Here is a 19,080-nt window from a genome sequence, read left to right as displayed (position 1 = left end):
CGCAGCCCATGACCCGAGCCTATGACGCCGTTCTGTTCGATCTGCTGACCGCGCTGCTCGACAGCTGGACACTCTGGAACAAGGTCGCGGGCTCCGATGAAGCCGGGCTACGCTGGCGGGCCGAGTATCTCAGGAACACCTACGCCACCGGACGCTATCGTCCCTATGAGGATCTGGTGGGCGAGGCGGCACGCAATGTCGGGCTGCCGTTCGAATTGGCCGAGGAGCTCGGCGCACGCTATGCGGAGCTCGATCCCTGGCCCGAGGTTTTCGATGTCCTGCAAGCGCTGCACGAGGCCGGCGTCGCGCTCGGCGTCGTGACCAACTGCTCGGAACGGCTCGGCCGCATCGCCGCCGATCGCATCGACGTTCCCTTCACCGTGTTCGTGACGGCCGAGCGCGCCGGCTATTACAAGCCGCAGCCGCAACCCTATCAGCTCGCGCTCGACGAACTGCCGGTCCCGGCCGATCGATGCCTGTTCGTCGCGGGATCGGGCTATGATCTGTTCGGTACGGCACGTGTGCGCTTGCCGACTTGGTGGCATAATCGGGCCGGAATGAACCCGCCGGAAGGGGCGCCCGCCCCGATCATGGTTCGTGACAACCTTGCGACCTTGCCGGCTTTCGTGCTGGGTCGCGAGATGTCCGGCCGGCACGCTCCTTGAGGACTGAACCGAGATGCCATCACCCAGCTACATCGACCCGCTCAACGGCAAGCTCTATCCGCTGGATGTCCCGCGCTGGTGCTCCGACGAAGGCAAGCCGTTGCTCGTCACGCCGCTGCCTGGCATCTCCCGCGACGAGGTCGATCACGGGACGCGCTCGCTGTGGCGCTACCGCGCGGCGCTGCCGGTCGAGATCAGGCAGCCGATCACGATGGGCGAAGGCTTCACACCCGCGGTCGAGAAGGCGTGGGGCGACCTGCGGCCGCATTTCAAGCTCGAATGGTTCAATCCGACCGCGAGCTTCAAGGATCGCGGCACCACGGTGATGCTGTCTTTCCTGCGCCAGCTCGGCGTCGATGCGGTGCTGGAGGACTCTTCCGGCAATGGCGGCGCATCCGTCTCGGCCTATGGCGCGGCGGGCGGCATGCGGGTCAGGATCCTTGCGCCGGCGACGACATCGCCGATGAAGGTGGCGCAGATGCACGCCTTCGGCGCCGAGGTGCAGCTGGTCGAAGGCCCGCGCGAGGAATCCGAGGCGGAAGCGATCCGCCAGTCGAAGCAGATCTTCTACTCCAGCCACAACTGGCAGCCCTTCTTCCTGCAAGGCACCAAGTCGCTGGCCTACGAGATCTGGGAAGATTTTGGCTTCACCGCGCCCGACAATGTCATCATGCCGGTCGGTGCCGGCAGCAGCCTGCTCGGCTGCTATATCGGCTTCACGGAGCTGCTCGCGGCCGGGCAGATCACGCGGCTGCCGCGGCTGTTCGCGGCCCAGCCGCTCAACTGCTCGCCGGTTGATGCCAGCTTCGTCTCCGGCGTCGACACGCCGGTCGATCGCGAGGTCCGCAAGACCATCGCCGAAGGTACCGCGATCAAGCATCCGCTGCGCCTGAAGCAGATGATCGCGGCGCTGAGGGAGAGCGGCGGCGGCACTGTCGCGATTCCCGAAGACGGCATCGTCGCCGCATTGAAGCGGCTGGCGCGTAGCGGCCTGTTCGTCGAGCCGACCTCGGCCTCGGCCGCCGCCGCGCTCGATGTCCTCAAGGAGCGCGGCGCGATCCGGCCGGCAGAGCGCACCGTCGTCATCATCAGCGGGACCGGGATCAAGGCAGCCGGGCTGATCACGGAGCTGCTCGGCAGCTAGAGCGTTTTCGAGCGAAGTGAGCACCGGTTCGCGTGAAGAAAACGCGTCACAACAAGAAGCTAGAGCTTCGGTTCTGATTCAATCAGAACCGAAGCTCTAGTCAGCCCGCTCCCGCGACGGCTGCGCGCGCCGGCGAGGCGTGGGCCCGCCCGATATTGTCGAGGAACTGCCGCACGCTTTCCTGCCAGGTGAAGGTCAGGGCGTGGGCGCGGCATTTCTCGCGCGGCACCAGCAGCGCGCCGAGCGCCGCGCGACGCAGGTCGTGATCGAGACAACCGCAGCCTGACTTGCCGATCACGTCGAGCGGTCCCATCACCGGAAAGGCCGCAACCGGCAGGCCGCTGGCCAGCGCCTCGAGGATCACCATCCCGAACGTATCGGTCAGGCTTGGAAACACCATGACGTCGGCGGACGCATAGACGTCGGCGAGCGCCCGGCCCGTCCGCGTGCCGAGGAAATGCACGTGCGGAAACCGGACCCGCAAACTGCTGCGCAGCGGCCCGTCCCCGACCACGACTTTCGAGCCCGGCAGGTCGAGACCGAGAAAGGCGTCGAGATTCTTCTCGACCGCGACGCGGCCGACATAGAGGAACACCGGCGCCGGGAAGGCGATCGGCCGCTCTGTACGCGGACAAAACAGCTCGGCATCGACGCCGCGCGACCACGGCATCAATTTGCGGAAGCCATGCGCCTTCAGCGCCCGCTCGAGCGACGCCGAGCCGACCATGATGCCGTCCCCGCTATTATGGAAACGGCGCAACGCCGCGTAGCTCCACCGCAGCGGGACCGGCAGCCGCGCGGCGAGATATTCGGGAAAGCGGGTGTGATAGCTGGTCGTGAACGGATAGCCGCGGGTCTGGCAGACGTGCCGGCTGATCCAACCGATCGGGCCTTCGGTCGCGATGTGCACCGAGTCCGGGCGCGCAGCCGCGATGGCGCGCGCGATCCGCCCGATCGTCGGCAACGCGAGGCGGATCTCCGGATAGCCGGGCAACGGCACGGTGCGGAAATCGGCCGGCGTCAAGAAGCTGATTTCCGCGCCGAGCGACGGCGCTTCACTGGCGAGATATTCGAGCGAGCGGACCACACCATTGATCTGCGGCCGCCAGGCGTCGGTTGCCACCAGCACGCGCATCAGGCGACCGCCTGCGCGAGCGGCGCGACGTCTGCAGTACCTAACGCCCTCCGCGCCTCCGTCCATCGGACGATTTCAAACTGCCCGTTATGGCGCTCGACCACGCCCGTGCAGGACTCTACCCAATCCCCGGTGTTGATGTAGCGGACGCCGAAATCGTCGTGCAGTGCCGCGTGGTGGATGTGGCCGCAGATCACGCCTTGAACGTTGCTGCGCCCGGCCTCCGATGCCAACACCTCCTCGAACCGGCCGATGTGGTTGACCGCATTCTTGACCCGCAATTTCGCCCAGGACGAGAACGACCAATAGCCGAAGCCAAATCGGCGCCTGATCCAGTTGAGCCAGACGTTGCAGGCCAGCGCGGCCCGATAGCCGACATCGCCGATCAGCGCGAGCCAGCGCGCATGCCGCACCACGAGATCAAAATGATCGCCGTGAACGACGAGGTAGTCGCGGCCGTCGAGGCCACGATGGATCGCCCGTTCGACAATCTCGACGCCGCCGAACGCCGCACCGGCATAGTCACGCAGGAACTCGTCGTGATTTCCGGGAATGTAGACCAGGCGACAGCCCCGTTGCGCGAGCTCGATCAGCTCCCGCACAACCGCATTATGCGCCCTGGGCCAGTACCAGCTCGACCGCAGACACCAGCCGTCGACGATGTCGCCGACCAGGAATACGGTTTCGGCATCATGGTGACGAAGGAAGTCGATCAACCGCTCGGCCTGGCATCCCCTGGTCCCGAGATGGACGTCGGAGACGAACAGGCTCCTGACCTTGACGACATCCCGCGGCGTGTGATCGCCAGCCCCATGCATCGTAAGTTGGGAGTCGACCTTGCCGTCCGGCCGAAACGCCGCCGCCATGGCCTCGGCCAATCCCGCGAGAACTTTCGTGACATCGCGGCTGGCGCATCGCCTGAAGATCGAGCGGTGCCAATAGATGCCTGCGATAAGCACCAGCAGCGCGAACTCGGCCGCCCGATATCGCCCGCCGGAAGCCGCGTGACCGAACTGATAGCTCGCGGCCAGGACCAGCAGGGTTGCGGCAGCGCGCTCGAGCGTATCCGAGCCCGGCCGCAGGCGGGCCAACAGGGTTCTCATACGCCTTCCTCCACTGGCAAGCGTGAGGGCAGCGCGCGCGGCTTCCCGAGAGGACGCGGCGCGAGCGAACGTTTGTAGAAGCGAAATCCCAGGAGCAGCGCGACCTCCACGGCGACCAGGATGACCACCACCCAGAAGCCGAGGCTGACCGGATCGTGGCTGCTGCCGCGCAGGGCATAGCCCAGGGTGAGGAACGGCATGTTCCAGATCACGGTGCCGATCGCCGTCGCCATCACGAAGGCGCGCGGCTCCAAGTGCAACACACCGGCCGGGAGAGCGAGGTAAATCCGCACGGTGGGCAGCGTCTGACCGATCAGCGTCACCCAGAAATGATTGCCGCGATAGGCGTCGGTGAGCTGTCGGTAGAGCGAGGGCCGCAGCAACACGAACTTGCCATAGCGCGCCACCAGCCCCTCGATGCGCCGCGAGCCGAGCGCGCGCCCGAGCCCGTACCAGCCGATGGCACCGACGACAGACCCGACGCTGGTCGCGAGGATGGTCATCGCGAGCATCGAGCCGTCGGAGACAGTCAAGCCGAGCAGCATCAGCAGCACGTAGGACGGCAGCAGCGGAATGAACTTCTCGGCGACGGCGAGGCAGCCGATACCCAGCAGGCCGAAGTGCAAAAACATCGCGATCGTGCTCGACGTGTCCATGGCGTCTCGATCAAGCGTGGGAGTGGCGGCGGCTGATCCGGTACACGGAAGCCGGCGGCAGGTTGAGAAACGTCTGCCCGATGCAGCTCGCCTGCAGATCGAGGCGATCCAGGATCGCGTCTGCGACAGGACAACGCGGACCATAGGTGATCTGGTAGAACGCCCCGCCGGCGCGGAGATAGCCGAAGGCGCCGTGGAGGATGGTTATGACTTTCTCCGGCGGCATCATGAGGAGCCCGAGGCCGCTCACGACTGCACCGACCGGCGCCCCGTCGAACAGCCTCTCCCTCCGCAGCCAGGCCGCATCCATCCACAGCACCCGCGCGCCCGGGAAGCGCCGCTGCAGCAGCGGGATGAATTCGGAGCCGTACTCCACCAGCGTCAGATCCTGCTGCCTGACGCCGCGCTTCAGCAACGCGCGGGTGAAGACGCCCGTGCCAGGGCCAAGCTCGAGCACGGGGCCGGTGTCCGCGGTGATCTCCCGCGCCATGAGCGACGAGACAGCGGGCCCGGACGGCGCGACCGCGGCGACACGCAACGGATTACGCACCCAGGCGCGGACGAACGGCAGGATGTCAGCGGCCGACATGCCGGAGCTCCCGCACGATGAGCGCGCAATCGGTCTGGCGCCACGGATTTATTAACAAGGCCATTCGCGTGTCTTTCGCATTGCGGGTCCTCCCCATCATGTGTGGTAGGCTCCCGCCGGTTGAGCAGTGCCGGTCGGTGTCGGGACGATTCGATCGCCCCGATGCACGCTTCTGTCTCATGCGAAGCTTGCGCGAGCCTGTCGCGAATCCACGCGCGTGCGAAATTTTGGCGTGCGACGCAATCACGCGGAGCAAACCGCAAGGTTGCCGCAATGAATGAGACATAAAGTCGGCAGATCGATGCGGAGGTAGAGACAACGAAATGCGGGTGCTGTTGGTGGAGGACCAGCCGGACATGGTCGCGGCGCTGCGTGCGGCACTCGCGCGCCACGACATGCTGGTCGATCACGCGCCGGATCTCTTGGAAGCCGAGGCGATTGCCGCTGCGGGAAGTTACGATGCGATCGTGCTGGATCGCCAGTTGCCTGACGGCGACGGGCTGTCGCTGATTCCGAAATTGCGCGCGAGCGGCAACACCGTCCCGGTGTTGGTGCTGACCGCGCGCGGTGAGCTGGCAGACCGGATCTCGGGTCTCGACAGCGGCGCGGACGACTATCTCGGCAAGCCGTTTGCGTTCGAGGAGCTGCTGGCGCGGTTGCGCGCGCTGCTGCGCCGGCCCGCCAACGTGCAGCAGCATGTCGCGCGGATCGGCCGCCTGGCGTTCGACTTTACCCATCGCGAGGCCAGCGTCGACGGACGCCCGCTGGAGATGCCGCGTCGCGAACGGCTGGTGCTCGAAACACTGATGCATCGGATGGGACGCATGGTGCAGCGCTCTGCGCTGATGGAGGCGGTCTACGGCCTCGACGACGACGTGCAGCCCAATGCGCTGGACAGTCATGTGTCGCGCTTGCGCCGCAGGCTCACCGAGGCCGACGCCGGCGTCACCATCAACGGCGTTCGTGGCCTCGGCTATATGCTGCGAGAGACACCGTGAGCGTGCTGCGCCCGCGATCCCTCACCTGGCGCCTGGTCGGACGCCTCGCGGGTCTGCAGGCCGTTGCGTTGACCCTCCTGATTCTGCTGATCGGGGCCGCCGCGATCGGGCTGCTGTGGGCAGGGCTGCTGATCGGCGAGTACCAAGGCAGCACCCTCGATACGCTGAGGGACGCCATCACACGCGATGAAGCGGGCGGACTGACGCTGCGCCAGACACCGGAATTGGCCGCCCTGCGCGCCGAGCACGCCGATCTCTGGTACATCATCCGCGACGCTGACGGTCACCAGATCTCCGAAGGCACCGTGCCCTCGCAATTCGCACCGATCGCATCGGCCCTCGAGCATGTCAGCGAGGCGGTGCTCAAGTGGAACGACGCCGTGGCCGCGCGTCCCGCTGGACTCGTCAAATCGGTCGACACGTCGGCTGGATCAGTCCAGATCCTGACCGGAACGTACGGCGAGCTCTCGATGTGGCGAGCGCTGCAGATCACACCGCAGCTGTTCCTCAACATGATCCTGCCGATCGTCGTGCTGATGACGCTGGCGACGCTGGTCGCGACCCCATTCGTGGTGCGCCGGGCCATGAAGGGCCTCGCACTGGTCGCGGCGCAGGCCGAACGCATCGACATCGACCAGCGCGGCGCGCAATTGCCGCTCGACGAGGTGCCGGTCGAGATCACCCCGCTGGTCAAGGCCATTAATGCCGCGCTCGACCGCCTGGACAAGGGTTACGAACGCCATCGCCGCTTTCTCGCCGATGCCGCACACGAGCTGCGCACGCCGATCGCTATACTCTCGACTCGAGTCGCTTCGCTGGAGGCCGGACCGGAGAAGACCCATCTGCTCGAGGACGCGACCCGCCTCAGCGTCATGGCGGGCCAGCTGCTGGACCTGCAGCGGCTCGATCAGCGCGCCGACACGTTCGGCCCCGTCAATCTCGTCGGCATCGCGCGGCAGGTCGTGCTCGACCTCGCGCCGCTGGCTTTCGCCGCGGGATATGAAATGTCGTTCGAGCACGATGGCGAGACGGTCATGGTGACCGGCGACCAGACCTCGCTCGAACGGGCCCTCACCAATCTCGTGCAGAACGCCGTCGATCACGGCCAGCGGCGCGGCACGATCCTGGTTCGGGTGACGACAGCCGGCCAGATCGAGGTCAGCGACGACGGCGACGGCATTCCGCCCGACGAACGCGAGCAGATCTTCGAACCGTTCCGCCGGCTGCATCCGGGCGGGCGCGGCGCCGGCCTCGGCCTCGATCTGGTGCAGAGCATCATGCGTCTGCACGGCGGCCGGATCGAGGTCGATCAAGCCCCGTCCGGCGGCGCCTGCATGCGCATGGTGTTCCCGAAGGTTTAGCCCGCCTTGCGCAGTTTCAGGGCCTCGTAGAATGAGGTCTCGAAATTGATGTAGCCGACGAAGGATGTCGGATCACCAAACGGCAGGATCTGCGTCGCCCAGAATCCGCCGAAGCCGTTCTGGCGATCGATCCAGTAGAACAAGTTGGCGAGGCCGGCCCAGCCGAGCGCGCCGGCGGGACGGCCGGTCGGAGCCTGCTCATCATTGATCATGAAGCTGAGCGCCCATGATTTCGACTGGCCGGGGAAGAACTCGGCGTCGTTGGCGAGCGAGGTGATCACGCCGGTAATGGCGGTGACCTTGTTGTTGCCGAGATGGTTCTTCTCCGCCATCCGCACGGTTTCGGCTTTCAGGACCCGGCCATGCTCGCCGGCGCCGTCGTTCAGCCACATCCGGATGAAGCGCATATAGTCGCCGATGGTGCCGTAGAGTCCGTGGCCGCCCATATGGATCTCCGGGTTAGGCGGCAACTCAAAATCCATCGGCGTGAGCGAGCCGTCGGCGTTGCGGGCGTGAATGCCGGCGAGGCGGCGGCGCATCGCGTCGGTGAGCTCGAATGCCGTGTCCTGGATTCCGAGCGGCTCGAAGATCCGTGTCTTGAAGACCTCGCCGAGCCGGCGGCCGGCGATCGACTCGACGATCTGGCCGCACCAATCCAGGTTGGTGCCGTATTCCCATCGCTCGCCGGGATCGAACAGCAGCGGCGTCATCAACGACGCCTTGGACGCCGTGATCACGCTGGGCTGCCCCTTCTCCTGCGCGAGGCGATTGTAGGTGTGATTGATGAAGTCGTAGCCCAGGCCTGCGCTGTGGACCATCAGCATGCGTGTGGTGATGTCGCGCTTCGGTGCACGCAGCCGCGGCTCGCCGCTGTCGTCAAAACCCTCGATGACCATGAGCTTGCCGAGGTCGGGTGCGTAGGTCCTGGCCGGCGCATCGAGATCGAGCTTGCCCTCCTCGACGAGTTGCAGGACGGCCGTCCCGGTGATCGCCTTGGTGGTCGAGAAGATGGCGAACACGCTGTCGGTGGCCATGTCCGCTGCCTGATCGAGGCGGCGCTTGCCCGCGGCGCCTTCGTAGATGTTGCGATGGCGGTCGGTCACCATGGCAACGACGCCGGGAACGCGCGGGTTGGATGTCACGACGCCGTCGAGAATCGCATCTGCCGCCGCACCAAAATTCATGCTCATTGTCGTCCTCCCATATACTGCTTTGTGATGTGATCAATCCTGAGCGGCCGCGCGGTCAGCGAAGACCGCGGCGCCACGTCACGATCAGGTGCTACTGCATGGCAAAGCCCTGATAGCCGCTCGCGGCGACCTCGTCGCATTTCTGGCGATAGGTACCGACGCCGCCGCAATAGGACAGCACCCGGCGCGGCTTGCCCTCGACATTCGAGCCGAGGTACCAGGAGTTGGTCTTGGCGATCAGCGTTGCGTTGGCGGTCTCGTCGTGATGCGCCACCCACTGATCCTCGGCGTCCCTGGTCGGCTCGATGACATTGAGGTTCTTGCCGCGCAGATAGTTGATGCAATCGGCGATCCACTCGACCTGCTGCTGCAGGCAGGTGGTCATGTTGCAAAGCGCGGCCGAGGGCGCGAGCGGCACCGCTGTCGTGAACAGGTTCGGATAGCCGTGGACCTGCAAGCCCATCGTGGTGCGGATGTCCCTGCCCCAATCGTCCTTCAGCGATCGCCCCTCGCGACCGCGGATGTCGATGCGCGTCAACGCCCCCGTTCCGGCGTCGAAGCCGGTGGCCAGGATGATGACGTCGAACGCGTGCACCGTGCCGTCGGCGGTCTGGATACCCTCCGGCGTGATGCGGGCGATCGGATTGTCCTTGACGCTGACGATCTCGACATTGGGCCGGTGGAAGGCCTCGAGGAAATTGCTCTCCAGCGGCACCCGGTGCGTGCCGAAACCGTAATCGGACGGAATCAGCTGCTCGCACAGCTTGGGGTCCTTGATCCGCTCGCGCATCTTTTCGCGCACGAACTCGGTGATCTCGGCGTTGATGGCTTCGTCGAAGAACAGTTCGGCGAAGGACGAAACCCACAGTTTGAGCGATCCGTCATTCCAGCAGTCCCCGATCACCTGGCGGCGCTGCTGCGGCGTCAGGTCAGCCCAGACGTGCTCGAAGTCGAACTCGAATCCGGTGAACGTCTTCGGCAGCCGTTCGGTGAGGAACTTGAATTTCGACTTGTAGGCCTCGGCATCCGCCGCGTCCCATTTCGGGTTCTTCATCGGAATGATGTATTGCGGGGTGCGGATGAAGACCTTGAGGTGGCCGACCTCGCCGGCAATCGACTGTATCACCTGGATTCCGGTCGCGCCGTTGCCGACCACGCCGACGCGCTTTCCCGCAAGTTCGATCGGCCCCTTGGGCCAGCGCGCGGTGTGGAACAGCTCGCCCTTGAATGTCTCCTGTCCCGGAAAGGATACGTGCGGCGCCGAGAGCATGCCACAGCAGGTGACCAGGAATTGGGTATCGATCACGTCGCCCTGGTCGGTCGTCACGAGCCAGCGTTGCGTTGCCTCATTGAAATGCGCGCTCTTGACCGTGGTGCCGAACTGGATGTCCTTCCTGAGGTCGAGGCGGTCGGCGACGTAGTTCAGCCAGCGCTCGATCTCCGGCTGGCCCGGGAACCGCTCGCTCCAGCTCCAACCCTTGTAGAGTTCTTCGGAGAACAGGTACTGATAGGTGTGGCCTTCGGAATCGAAGCGTGCGCCGGGGTAGCGGTTCCAGTACCAGGTGCCGCCGACGCTTGAACCGGCATCGATCGCCTTCACGCTCAGCCCCTGCTCGCGCAGACGGAACAGTTGGTAAAGACCGGCGACGCCGGCCCCGACGACCACGGCGTCGAGCTTGGTCGTTGCACGCGCACCATTGCTTCCATTCGACCTTGTAACGGTCTCGGTCATCGTTTCCTCCTGTTGTCTTGCTTCGCACGCGCTCATACCCGCCGTGTCGCCGGGTGATGGTGCGTTGCGTCAATTGGATCTCGGCCGCTGGTGCTGTCGCCGAGACGCAGAGCAGGCTACGTGCCGCGCGACCGAGCGGCTTGGATGAAACCGACAATCTCTGGAACGCGGCCGTGCAATCGAGCCATCGGCCGTTGGTCGCCTTGGCAAACGGCGAAAGCGGCCTATCCTGCGCTCAGACGTTCGGCCAAGAAGAAGCGGTCAACCGCGCCACAGATTCCACGGAGGAGGCTCGCGCGATGGGCCAATTGATCACGGTCGAGGAGCTGCCGCGCTATGCGCCCGGTGAACTGAAGCTGGACAGCGCCTCAGTCGGGAGGAGCGACTTCCGGCTGCGGATTTTCCGCTATGAGCCATCGGATATCTGGGTTCCCCCGTCGGAAAACTTCCTGCTCGTGCTGTATCGCGACGGCGTGACGTCGATGAACCGCCGCGTCACCGGCGCGTGGAAGCAAGATCACGTCGGTCGTGGCGTCACGTCATTGCTGACCCGTGCCGAGCCATCAAGCTGGCACTGGAAGAACGACATCGAAGTTACCCATTTCTATATCGCTCCAGCGCTCATGATGAAGACCGCGAGCGATGCCTTCGACCGCGACGCCGAGGCGATCGAGCTTCACGACCTGCTCAAGGCCGAAGACCCGATGCTGACCTGGATCAACGACCAGATGGTCCAGGAGGTTGCCGCAGGCGGTCCGGGCGGACGCCTCTGCTATGACGCGCTGGCGCTGCAGGCGAGTGTGCACATCCTGCGGAAGTATGCGGCGATCGAATTCAAAATGCCGTGCGCGCAAGGACGCTTTCGCCCGGCGCACGCCCGGCTGATCGAGGACTATATCGAGCAGAACATCTTCCGGAACATCACGCTGGAAGAGCTCGCGAACATCTGCAATTGCACGCCGATCCAGTTCGCCCGCAAGTTCCGCGTGCATTACGGCACGCGGCCGCACGCCTATGTCCTGCGGCGCAAGGTGGAGCACGCGTGCCAGCATCTGCGCAAGGACCGCGTTGCGCTGAAGGAGATCGCGCTGCTGAGCGGCTTTGCCGATCAAAGCCACCTCAATCGCGTGTTCCGGCAGCACATGAACATCACGCCGGCGGAATACCGCCGGCAAGTCTGCGAACATTCCACACAAGCGTGAGACTGTGACGCCGGTAGGCCCACGGCCGGCTCACACCGGCGGCAGGTTCAGCAGCGCGAAGCCTTCTTGAATACGGTAAGGGTAGTACGGATAAGGCGGCATCACCGCGCTCGCTCTGTCGAGACGCGCGATCTGGTCCGCCGAGAGCGACCACCCGACTGCGCCGAGATTGTCGCGAAGCTGCGTCTCGTCGCGCGCGCCTGTTATCACGGACGAGACGCTCGGCCGCGTGAGCAGCCAGGCAATCGCAACCTGCGGCACGCTGCGGCCGGTCTCGGTGGCGACGACGTCCAGCGCGTCGACGATCGCATAAAGCTTCTCGTCGTCGACCGGCGGCCCGAACTGCGCGGTCTCATGCAGTCGGCTGCTCGCCGGCAAGGGTTGCCCGCGCCTGATCCTGCCGGTGAGGCGGCCCCATCCGAGCGGACTCCAGACCAGCGCGCCGACGCCCTGGTCGAGCGCGAGCGGCATCAGCTCGGATTCATAGTCGCGGCCGACCAGCGAATAATAGACCTGGTGCGCCACATAGCGCGGCCAGCCGTGCCGATCGGCAATGGCGAGCGATTTCATCAGGTGCCAGCCGGAGAAATTCGAGGCACCGACGTAGCGCAGCTTGCCGGCGCGCACGAGCGCATCGAGCGTCGACAGCACCTCGTCAATCGGCGTGAAGGCGTCGAAGGCATGAAGCTGCAGAAGGTCGATATAGTCGGTATTGAGCCGCTTCAGCGCCGCGTCGACCGAAGCGACGAGGCGATATCGCGACGTGCCGGCATCGAGCGGGCCGTCACCCATCGGCAGGCCGGTCTTGGTCGAGATCAAGACTCTGTCGCGGCGGCCCTTGATCGCGGCGCCGAGGATCTCCTCCGACGCACCGTTCGAATAGACATCGGCGGTGTCGAACAAATTGACGCCGGCATCGAGACAGATGTCGATCAGCCGTCGCGCCTCGCTAGCGTCGCTGCGCCCCCAGGCCGAGAACAAAGGTCCCTGGCCGCCGAAGGTGCCGGTGCCGAAGCTAAGCGCTGGGACCTTCAAGCCGGACGCACCGAGATTGCGATATTCCATGGTCAGACTCCTTTGATCCGGTTCATTCCGCTGGGCACTGCGTGGCGAGGACGGCCGGCCGGTCGAGGCGCAGGCTCCACAGCGCGAGCAGCAGCCCGACCGCGGTGATGACGGCAGCCACCAGCGGCAGCGCGCCGAGACCGAGGCCCCGATCGATGGTGACGCCGCCGGCCCAGGCGCCGAGCGCGTTGCCGAGATTGAAGGCCGCGATGTTCAGGCTGGAAGCCAGCGTCCGCCCTTCCACACCGGCAGCTTCGAGCACGCGAAGCTGCAGCGGCGCGACGGTTGCGAACGCGGCGATGCCGAGCACGAACAACAGTACGACCGCCAACGCCTTGATCGAGATCACCGCCGCCAGCGCGACGAGCACGACAGCGAGACCGCCGAGCGACACCAGCAGCGCGCGCCCTACTCCCTTGTCGGCGAGCCGTCCGCCAGCGACATTGCCGATCGCAAGCCCGGCGCCGAACACCAGCAGGATCGGCGACACCGCGGCGTCGGAAAATCCGGTGAGGCGCGTCAGGATCGGCTGCACATAGGTGAAGACCGCGAACAGCCCGCCGAAGCCGAACACCGTCATGGCAAGCCCGAGCAGGACCTGCGGGCGGCCGAGCACGGCAAGCTCCTCGCGCAATTGCGCGGGCTTGTCGTTGGCTCCGACATGCCCGGGGACCAGCACGGCCAGCACGATGAAGGCGATCACGCCGATCACCGCCACCGCCCAGAACGCCGCGCGCCAGCCGAGCATCAGGCCGAACCAGGCGCCGAAGGGAACGCCGAGCAAGGTCGCGACGGTCAGGCCGATGAACATCGTCGCGATCGCCGACGCGCGCTTGTCCTCCGGCACGAGGCTTGTCGCGACCACCGAGCCGACGCCGAAGAAGGTGCCGTGCGCGAGCGACGTCAGAATGCGCGCCGCCATCAGCAACTCGTAGTTCGGCGCCAGCGCGCAGGCCGCGTTGCCGAGCGTGAAGATCGCCATCAGCGCCAGCAGCACCGCCTTTCGCGGCATCCGCCGTGTGGCCAGCGTCAGGATCGGCGCACCGACGAACACGCCGAGCGCGTAGCCGGAAATCAACAGGCCCGCCGCGGAGACCGATACGTGCATGTCGGCGGCGACCTGCAGCAACAGCCCCATGATGAGGAATTCGGTGGTGCCGATGCCAAAGGCACCGGCGGTCAAGGCAAGGACTGCGAGAGGCATGTGTCGCTCCGGATGGAAGGATTCCGCAATGCGACATAGCGGTCCGGACCAATAAGGATTAGAATGACCGCAATCCAATCATTTGTGACGTGAATTCAAGATGTCCCGAACTGACACCAACCGCTCCGGCGAGATGGACGTGTTCGTCCGCGTCGTCGACCTCGGCGGCTTCACGGCTGCGGCAAACAGCCTGCGCCTGACGCCGTCGGGCGTCAGCAAGCTGGTCTCCCGGCTCGAGACGCGGCTCGGCACGCGGCTGGTCAACCGCACCACCCGCAAGCTGCAACTCACCGAGGAAGGACAGGCCTTCTATCAGCGCGCCCAGCGCATCCTCGCCGACATCGATGAGGCCGAACGCGAGGCCGCCTCATGCGTGCCGCGCGGCCATCTCACCGTGAACAGCAACATCCCGTTCGGCATGCTGCATGTGATGCCGCTGCTGCCGCGCTTCATGCGCGAGCATCCCGACATCACGCTCGACATCGTGCTGACCGACACGCTGGTCGATCTGATGCAGGCGCGCGCCGACGTCGCGATCCGGGTCGGCCCGCTCGGCGCCTCGCGGCTGATCGCACGCAAGCTCGGCACCAGCCGCATGGTGGTGGTCGCCGCGCCCTCCTATCTCGCGCGCTACGGCACGCCGAAGACCCCGGCCGACCTCGCCACCCATCGCGGCATCGGCTGGACCTTTCCGCGCAGCATCCGCGGCTGGCCGTTCCGCCGCGCTGAAAAAATCGAAGAGGCGCTGCCGCCGCCGGTCGCCCGCGTCAGCGACGGCGAAGCCGCGCGCCAGCTCACGCTCGGCGGCATCGGGCTCGGACGGCTGGCGCTATTCCATATCGGTCCCGACATCGAGGCCGGACGCCTGGTGCCGGTGCTGCAAAATCTCAATCCCGGCGATCGCGAGGACATCCACGCGGTCTATGTCGGCCATGCCGGCCCGCTGCCGGCGCGGGTCCGCGCCTTCATCGACTTTCTCGCGCAACACATCCGCATCGGCGATCCGGCGCTGCGGCGTGGTGGGGACGGGAAATGGAAAGTCGTAAGTGACAAGTGAGCATTTGATGACGAACGAAACCTCGGTTTTGCAGACTGTCACCGAATCGATCCGGATCGCGGCGCAGCCAATGCAGGTGTGGGACGCGATCATCGATCCCAAAGCGGGCGAGATATGGCGCAACGCGCATTTCAACACCGATTGGCAGATCGGCGCATCGATCGAGATCGAGGCGGAGATCGGCGCGAAGCGCTATCGCGACAAGGGCCGCGTCCTCCGTGTCGAGGCGCCGTCACGGCTCGAATATTCCTATTGGTCGCAGGTCTCCGGCCTGCCGGATGTTCCGCAATCCTATGCAACGATCACGATGACGCTCGCAGCTGACGGCAGCGAGACAACGCTGACCGTCACCCAGCAGGTGCCGCCGTCGCCGATTCGGCGCGGGGACGGTTGGGAAATCGGCGCCGACTCCGGCGCGAAGCATGTCGCGTTCTACTGGCGCATGGCGCTGCCGCGCCTGAAGCAGGCCGTCGAGCAAGGACGCGCCGCACAATAGCGAAGGCTAGGTCCGTTTCAGCAAAAGGAGCTGCGTAACATAAGGAAACACCACCTCGTCGGAATCACCGAGGCCGGCCTCACGCAGGATGGCGTCGGTCTTGTCGCGAAGGACCGCCTTTTCGGCGTCGGGAAGATTGGCGACATAGCTCGTCGACACGACGCGTTCATAGACGCCATGACGCGGCATCCGATGCGGATGGTCCTGCACGATTTCCTTCTCGAGCGCGAAGCGGGGATCCTGCAAGATCCAGCGCCAGTGCCCGGAGCGTTGCCGCGGTGTGTCTCCCGCGTATTGCTCAATCATGACCGACAACGTGTCGACCCATGGTGCGCGGCCATCCCTGTTGTTCCAGACCAGCGCCAGCGTACCGCCGGGACGCAACAGTCGTGCGATCTCGGCGACGGACGGCTCGTTGTCGAACCAGTGGAAGGCCTGCGCGCAGGTCACGAGATCGACGCTGCCGGTTTCGAGGCCGATCGCATCGGCGCGGGTGTTGATGACCTCGATCCCGGCTTCGTTCGCGAGTTTCGCCGACATCTCGGCGACGGGCTCGATCGCGACCAGACGCGCCGTCTCGGACAAATGCGGGAGCAGCAGGCGAGTGAACTTGCCGGTTCCTGCTCCGAGATCGACGACACAGCGCGCGTCCCTTAGCGGCAGCGCCGCGACGATCTCCGCCGGATAGCTGGGCCGGCCCGCCTCGTAGGCTGCGACCGCGACACGATAATTCCTGGCCGTGGGGTTCAATGTCATTGTTGCTTCTCCTGCGAGCCGGGCATCTGCGATGAGATCTGCGGAACGGTATAAAGCAGCGCTGGCGCAGAACCGGAAGAGCGCGTCGATTCAAAATTCGCTGAGAACCCATCACCTCTGCGGCAGTGCCAGGCGCCTGGCGTTGCTCCTTGTCGAACAAAGTGCGCGCAGTTTGAATGATCTTGCTTCGGCAAGAATTGATATCGCAACTTTGCGCGCTTGTGTTGCACCAACGTCGCAGTTCCCGGTTGCAAGTTACGGTTGATTGAACCACAGTTCTTGAAAGCGGACGCGGTCTGTTGCGCTTGCGCAGGACAAGCCCGGTGCCTCTTCCGCACTGGTGCAGCCATGCAGCGATCCAGGGCCGTCTTTGTCACGGGTATCGTCTACGCCTTGATCGGTTTGATCCTTGCGGGCGGCGGTATCTGGCTCGCCGCGCTCGGTGGATCCATCTCCTACATTGTCATCGGCGTCGGCATTCTTGCTACGGCTGCGCTCTTGCTGGCGCAGCGCCATCAGGCACTCTGGCTGTTTGCGATCGTGCTGGTCGGCACGCTGGCATGGGCCGTCTATGAGGTGAAATTCGACTGGTGGCCGCTTGCGGCGCGTGGCGACATCATCTTCCCGATGGCGCTCTGGCTGCTGACCCCGGTGATCGTTCGCGGACTGCAGCGAAGCGAGCCGGTGTCATACGCACGCGCCACGGCGCCGCTCTGGGTCGGCGTCGTGGCAGCAGCAGTCGTCCTCGTGACCGGGCTGCTGTCGAGCTATCACGACATCAATGGCACGATTGCGGAAGCCGGTCCTGCCGTGCAGCAAAGCGAAGCCGACCCCCAACCGGATGGCGATTGGCGCGCCTATGGACGCACGCAATTCGGACAGCGCTATTCGCCGCTGAAGCAGATCACGCCCGACAATGTCGGCAAGCTCAAGGTCGCCTGGACCTTCCGCACCGGCGACGTGCCGACGCCGGAGGATTCCGGCGAGACCACCTTCGAGGTCACCCCGATCAAGGTGCGCGACACGCTCTATCTCTGCTCGCAGCACCAGGTGCTGTTTGCGCTCGACGCCAGGACCGGCACCGAGCGCTGGCGATACGACCCCAGGCTTGTGCACAACAAGACGTTCCAGCACATGACCTGCCGCGGCGTCTCCTATCACGAGACCGCGGCAGGTGCCGTCGACAGCAGCGGCAGTCCCGCGCCGGCCGAATGCCCGCGTCGGATCTTCCTGCCCGTCAACGACGGCCGCATGATCGCGCTCGATGCCGACAGCGGCAAACTCTGCGATGGCTTTGCCGATCGCGGCATCCTCGACCTGCAGCAGGGAATGGGGATCAAGACCGCCGGGTTCTTCGAGCCGACCTCGCCGCCGGTCGTCAGCGACAGGATCCTGGTCGTCGCTGCCGCGGTGATCGACAATTACGCGGTCGAAGTGCCTTCGGGCGTGATCCGCGGCTTCGATGTCTACACCGGCAAACTGGTCTGGGCCTGGGACTCCGCCGCGGCCGACGAGAACGCGCTGCCGTCGCCGACGCGTCATTACACCAACGGCTCACCGAATTCCTGGATCACGGCCTCGTTCGATCCGAAACTGAATCTGGTCTACATCCCGACCGGCAACAACGGACCCGACATCTGGGGCGGCAATCGCGATGCGTTGGTCGAGCGCTATTCCAGCTCCATCGTCGCGCTGGACGTCGACACCGGCAAGCGCGTCTGGTCGTACCAGACCGTGCATCATGATCTCTGGGACATGGACGTTCCCTCGCAACCGAGCCTCGTCGATGTGGCGACGGCCAAGGGCGTCGTTCCCGCGATCATCCAGCCGACCAAGGTGGGCAACATCTTCGTGCTCGACCGCAGGACCGGCGAATTGATCGTGCCGGCGCCGGAACGTGCGGTGCCGCAGGGCCCCGCGCCCGGCGACCGCTCCGCACCGACCCAGCCGTTTTCCGAACTGACGTTCCGGCCGGAGGCAAAGCTGACCGGCGCCGACATGTGGGGCGGCACGATCTTCGACCAGCTGCTGTGCCGGATCATGTTCCACCGCTTGCGCTACGAGGGCACGTTCACGCCGCCGTCGTTGCAGGGCACGCTGGTCTTCCCGGGCAATCTCGGCATGTTCGAATGGGGCGGCATCGCGGTCGATCCTGTGCGGCAGATCGCCATCGCCAATCCGATGTCGCTGCCGTTCGCCTCGAGGCTGATTCCGCGCGGCCCGCAAAATCCTCCCGCGCCGACGGCCGAGAAGCCGGTCGGCAGCGAGGTCGGGACGCAGCCGATGTACGGCACGCCGTTCGGGGTGGATATCTCGAGCTTCCTGTCGCCGCTCTCCGTGCCGTGCTACCGGCCGCCATGGGGCTCGATGGCCGCGATCGATCTCAGGACGATGAAGATCGTCTGGCAGCATCCGAACGGCACGATCAGGGACACCACGCCGCTGCCGCTTCCGTTCAAGATGGGCGTGCCGATGCTCGGCGGGCCGATCACCACCGCCGGCGGCGTCGCGTTCTACACGGGGACCTATGAGTACACGATCCGCGCCTATGACGTGCGCGACGGCAAGGTGCTCTGGGAAGATCGCTTGCCTGCCGGCGCCCAATCGACGCCGATGAGCTACGAGGCCGGCGGCAAACAATACGTCGTCACCGCGGCCGGCGGCCACGGCTCGTTCGGCACCAAGCGCGGCGACTATGTCATCGCCTACGCGTTGAAGGATTGAAGT

General features: G+C 65.4%; 17 protein-coding genes. 8 read left to right on the top strand and 9 right to left on the bottom strand.

The genetic code is table 11. The features are described from left to right. The first annotated feature begins 8 nt into the window (after window positions 1-8). Window positions 9-665 (top strand): HAD-IA family hydrolase, encoded by a 657-nt coding sequence (locus JQ573_RS33440; protein ID WP_212319010.1) that lies wholly within the window; start codon window positions 9-11, stop codon window positions 663-665. Between the two features lie 13 nt (window positions 666-678). After that, the gene (locus tag JQ573_RS33435) at window positions 679-1,809 is read left to right on the top strand and encodes a threonine synthase (protein ID WP_212319009.1); all 1,131 of its coding nucleotides are present in this window, start codon (window positions 679-681) and stop codon (window positions 1,807-1,809) included. A 100-nt stretch (window positions 1,810-1,909) separates the two neighbouring features. Here JQ573_RS33435 and JQ573_RS33430 read toward each other — a convergent pair whose 3' ends face one another. The 4 genes from JQ573_RS33430 to JQ573_RS33415 all read right to left on the bottom strand — a co-directional run bounded on the left by JQ573_RS33430 (window position 1,910) and on the right by JQ573_RS33415 (window position 5,292). Beyond that, window positions 1,910-2,944 carry a glycosyltransferase family 1 protein gene (locus JQ573_RS33430; protein WP_283815133.1) on the bottom strand — a complete coding sequence of 345 codons (1,035 nt, stop codon included), beginning with the start codon at window positions 2,942-2,944 and terminating at the stop codon, window positions 1,910-1,912. Next, window positions 2,944-3,762 carry a UDP-2,3-diacylglucosamine diphosphatase gene (locus JQ573_RS33425; RefSeq protein WP_212319044.1) on the bottom strand — a complete coding sequence of 273 codons (819 nt, stop codon included), beginning with the start codon at window positions 3,760-3,762 and terminating at the stop codon, window positions 2,944-2,946. The genes JQ573_RS33430 and JQ573_RS33425 overlap by 1 nt, the downstream gene beginning before the upstream one ends. Window positions 3,763-4,043: 281 nt before the next feature. Next, window positions 4,044-4,703 carry a DedA family protein gene (locus JQ573_RS33420; RefSeq protein ID WP_212319007.1) on the bottom strand — a complete coding sequence of 220 codons (660 nt, stop codon included), beginning with the start codon at window positions 4,701-4,703 and terminating at the stop codon, window positions 4,044-4,046. Window positions 4,704-4,713: 10 nt separating this feature from the next. Further along, window positions 4,714-5,292: a class I SAM-dependent methyltransferase gene (locus tag JQ573_RS33415; protein WP_212319005.1), complete on the bottom strand. Its 579-nt coding sequence runs from the start codon at window positions 5,290-5,292 to the stop codon at window positions 4,714-4,716. A gap of 323 nt (window positions 5,293-5,615) precedes the next feature. On the opposite strand from JQ573_RS33415, the gene JQ573_RS33410 reads away from it, so the two are divergent. Together JQ573_RS33410 and JQ573_RS33405 are read left to right on the top strand one after the other, a co-directional pair. After that, entirely contained in the window at window positions 5,616-6,290 is a 675-nt protein-coding gene (locus JQ573_RS33410) for a response regulator transcription factor (protein ID WP_212319003.1), read from the top strand. A gap of 5 nt (window positions 6,291-6,295) precedes the next feature. Beyond that, window positions 6,296-7,651: a HAMP domain-containing sensor histidine kinase gene (locus JQ573_RS33405; RefSeq protein WP_212319041.1), complete on the top strand. Its 1,356-nt coding sequence runs from the start codon at window positions 6,296-6,298 to the stop codon at window positions 7,649-7,651. On the opposite strand, the gene JQ573_RS33400 is transcribed toward JQ573_RS33405, so the two are convergent. Together JQ573_RS33400 and JQ573_RS33395 are read right to left on the bottom strand one after the other, a co-directional pair. Next, window positions 7,648-8,841: a serine hydrolase gene (locus tag JQ573_RS33400; RefSeq protein ID WP_212319001.1), complete on the bottom strand. Its 1,194-nt coding sequence runs from the start codon at window positions 8,839-8,841 to the stop codon at window positions 7,648-7,650. The two genes, JQ573_RS33405 and JQ573_RS33400, sit on opposite strands and share 4 nt — an antisense overlap. A 91-nt stretch (window positions 8,842-8,932) precedes the next feature. Then, a complete protein-coding gene (locus tag JQ573_RS33395) occupies window positions 8,933-10,573 on the bottom strand; it encodes an NAD(P)/FAD-dependent oxidoreductase (RefSeq protein ID WP_212318999.1) in 1,641 nt (546 codons plus the stop codon). 299 nt (window positions 10,574-10,872) lie between these two features. On the opposite strand from JQ573_RS33395, the gene JQ573_RS33390 reads away from it, so the two are divergent. Beyond that, a complete protein-coding gene (locus tag JQ573_RS33390) occupies window positions 10,873-11,775 on the top strand; it encodes a helix-turn-helix transcriptional regulator (RefSeq protein WP_092121732.1) in 903 nt (300 codons plus the stop codon). A 30-nt stretch (window positions 11,776-11,805) separates the two neighbouring features. On the opposite strand, the gene JQ573_RS33385 is transcribed toward JQ573_RS33390, so the two are convergent. Together JQ573_RS33385 and JQ573_RS33380 are read right to left on the bottom strand one after the other, a co-directional pair. After that, a complete protein-coding gene (locus JQ573_RS33385; RefSeq protein WP_212318997.1) occupies window positions 11,806-12,840 on the bottom strand; it encodes an aldo/keto reductase in 1,035 nt (344 codons plus the stop codon). Window positions 12,841-12,862: 22 nt separating this feature from the next. Beyond that, window positions 12,863-14,044: an MFS transporter gene (locus JQ573_RS33380; protein ID WP_212318995.1), complete on the bottom strand. Its 1,182-nt coding sequence runs from the start codon at window positions 14,042-14,044 to the stop codon at window positions 12,863-12,865. Between the two features lie 100 nt (window positions 14,045-14,144). Between JQ573_RS33380 and JQ573_RS33375 the strand changes: the two genes are divergently transcribed. Together JQ573_RS33375 and JQ573_RS33370 are read left to right on the top strand one after the other, a co-directional pair. Beyond that, on the top strand, window positions 14,145-15,101 hold the full coding sequence (locus JQ573_RS33375; protein ID WP_212318993.1) for a LysR family transcriptional regulator: 957 nt from the start codon (window positions 14,145-14,147) through the stop codon (window positions 15,099-15,101). A 7-nt stretch (window positions 15,102-15,108) separates the two neighbouring features. Continuing rightward, entirely contained in the window at window positions 15,109-15,597 is a 489-nt protein-coding gene (locus tag JQ573_RS33370; protein WP_212318991.1) for an SRPBCC domain-containing protein, read from the top strand. Between the two features lie 6 nt (window positions 15,598-15,603). Here JQ573_RS33370 and JQ573_RS33365 read toward each other — a convergent pair whose 3' ends face one another. After that, complete coding sequence (locus JQ573_RS33365) at window positions 15,604-16,353, bottom strand: class I SAM-dependent methyltransferase (RefSeq protein WP_212318989.1); 750 nt, start codon at window positions 16,351-16,353, stop codon at window positions 15,604-15,606. Window positions 16,354-16,701: 348 nt separating this feature from the next. On the opposite strand from JQ573_RS33365, the gene JQ573_RS33360 reads away from it, so the two are divergent. After that, window positions 16,702-19,077, top strand: coding sequence for a glucose/quinate/shikimate family membrane-bound PQQ-dependent dehydrogenase (locus JQ573_RS33360; RefSeq protein ID WP_212318987.1), 2,376 nt, complete (start codon window positions 16,702-16,704; stop codon window positions 19,075-19,077). The last annotated feature ends 3 nt before the right edge of the window (window positions 19,078-19,080 follow it).

This window comes from Bradyrhizobium sp. AUGA SZCCT0105 (genome assembly GCF_018129565.1).
Classification (GTDB): Bacteria; Pseudomonadota; Alphaproteobacteria; order Rhizobiales; family Xanthobacteraceae; genus Bradyrhizobium.
Note: the sequence above shows the minus strand (reverse complement) of the source record. Positions and strands in the feature narration are given on the sequence as shown.

Coding starts and splice junctions, on each gene's coding strand:
- JQ573_RS33440 (WP_212319010.1), top strand. CDS start 9: ATGACCCGAGCCTATGACGCCGTTCTGTTCGATCTGCTGACCGCGCTG.
- JQ573_RS33435 (WP_212319009.1), top strand. CDS start 679: ATGCCATCACCCAGCTACATCGACCCGCTCAACGGCAAGCTCTATCCG.
- JQ573_RS33430 (WP_283815133.1), bottom strand. CDS start 2,944: ATGCGCGTGCTGGTGGCAACCGACGCCTGGCGGCCGCAGATCAATGGT.
- JQ573_RS33425 (WP_212319044.1), bottom strand. CDS start 3,762: ATGCATGGGGCTGGCGATCACACGCCGCGGGATGTCGTCAAGGTCAGG.
- JQ573_RS33420 (WP_212319007.1), bottom strand. CDS start 4,703: ATGGACACGTCGAGCACGATCGCGATGTTTTTGCACTTCGGCCTGCTG.
- JQ573_RS33415 (WP_212319005.1), bottom strand. CDS start 5,292: ATGTCGGCCGCTGACATCCTGCCGTTCGTCCGCGCCTGGGTGCGTAAT.
- JQ573_RS33410 (WP_212319003.1), top strand. CDS start 5,616: ATGCGGGTGCTGTTGGTGGAGGACCAGCCGGACATGGTCGCGGCGCTG.
- JQ573_RS33400 (WP_212319001.1), bottom strand. CDS start 8,841: ATGAGCATGAATTTTGGTGCGGCGGCAGATGCGATTCTCGACGGCGTC.
- JQ573_RS33395 (WP_212318999.1), bottom strand. CDS start 10,573: ATGACCGAGACCGTTACAAGGTCGAATGGAAGCAATGGTGCGCGTGCA.
- JQ573_RS33390 (WP_092121732.1), top strand. CDS start 10,873: ATGGGCCAATTGATCACGGTCGAGGAGCTGCCGCGCTATGCGCCCGGT.
- JQ573_RS33385 (WP_212318997.1), bottom strand. CDS start 12,840: ATGGAATATCGCAATCTCGGTGCGTCCGGCTTGAAGGTCCCAGCGCTT.
- JQ573_RS33380 (WP_212318995.1), bottom strand. CDS start 14,044: ATGCCTCTCGCAGTCCTTGCCTTGACCGCCGGTGCCTTTGGCATCGGC.
- JQ573_RS33375 (WP_212318993.1), top strand. CDS start 14,145: ATGTCCCGAACTGACACCAACCGCTCCGGCGAGATGGACGTGTTCGTC.
- JQ573_RS33370 (WP_212318991.1), top strand. CDS start 15,109: ATGACGAACGAAACCTCGGTTTTGCAGACTGTCACCGAATCGATCCGG.
- JQ573_RS33365 (WP_212318989.1), bottom strand. CDS start 16,353: ATGACATTGAACCCCACGGCCAGGAATTATCGTGTCGCGGTCGCAGCC.
- JQ573_RS33360 (WP_212318987.1), top strand. CDS start 16,702: ATGCAGCGATCCAGGGCCGTCTTTGTCACGGGTATCGTCTACGCCTTG.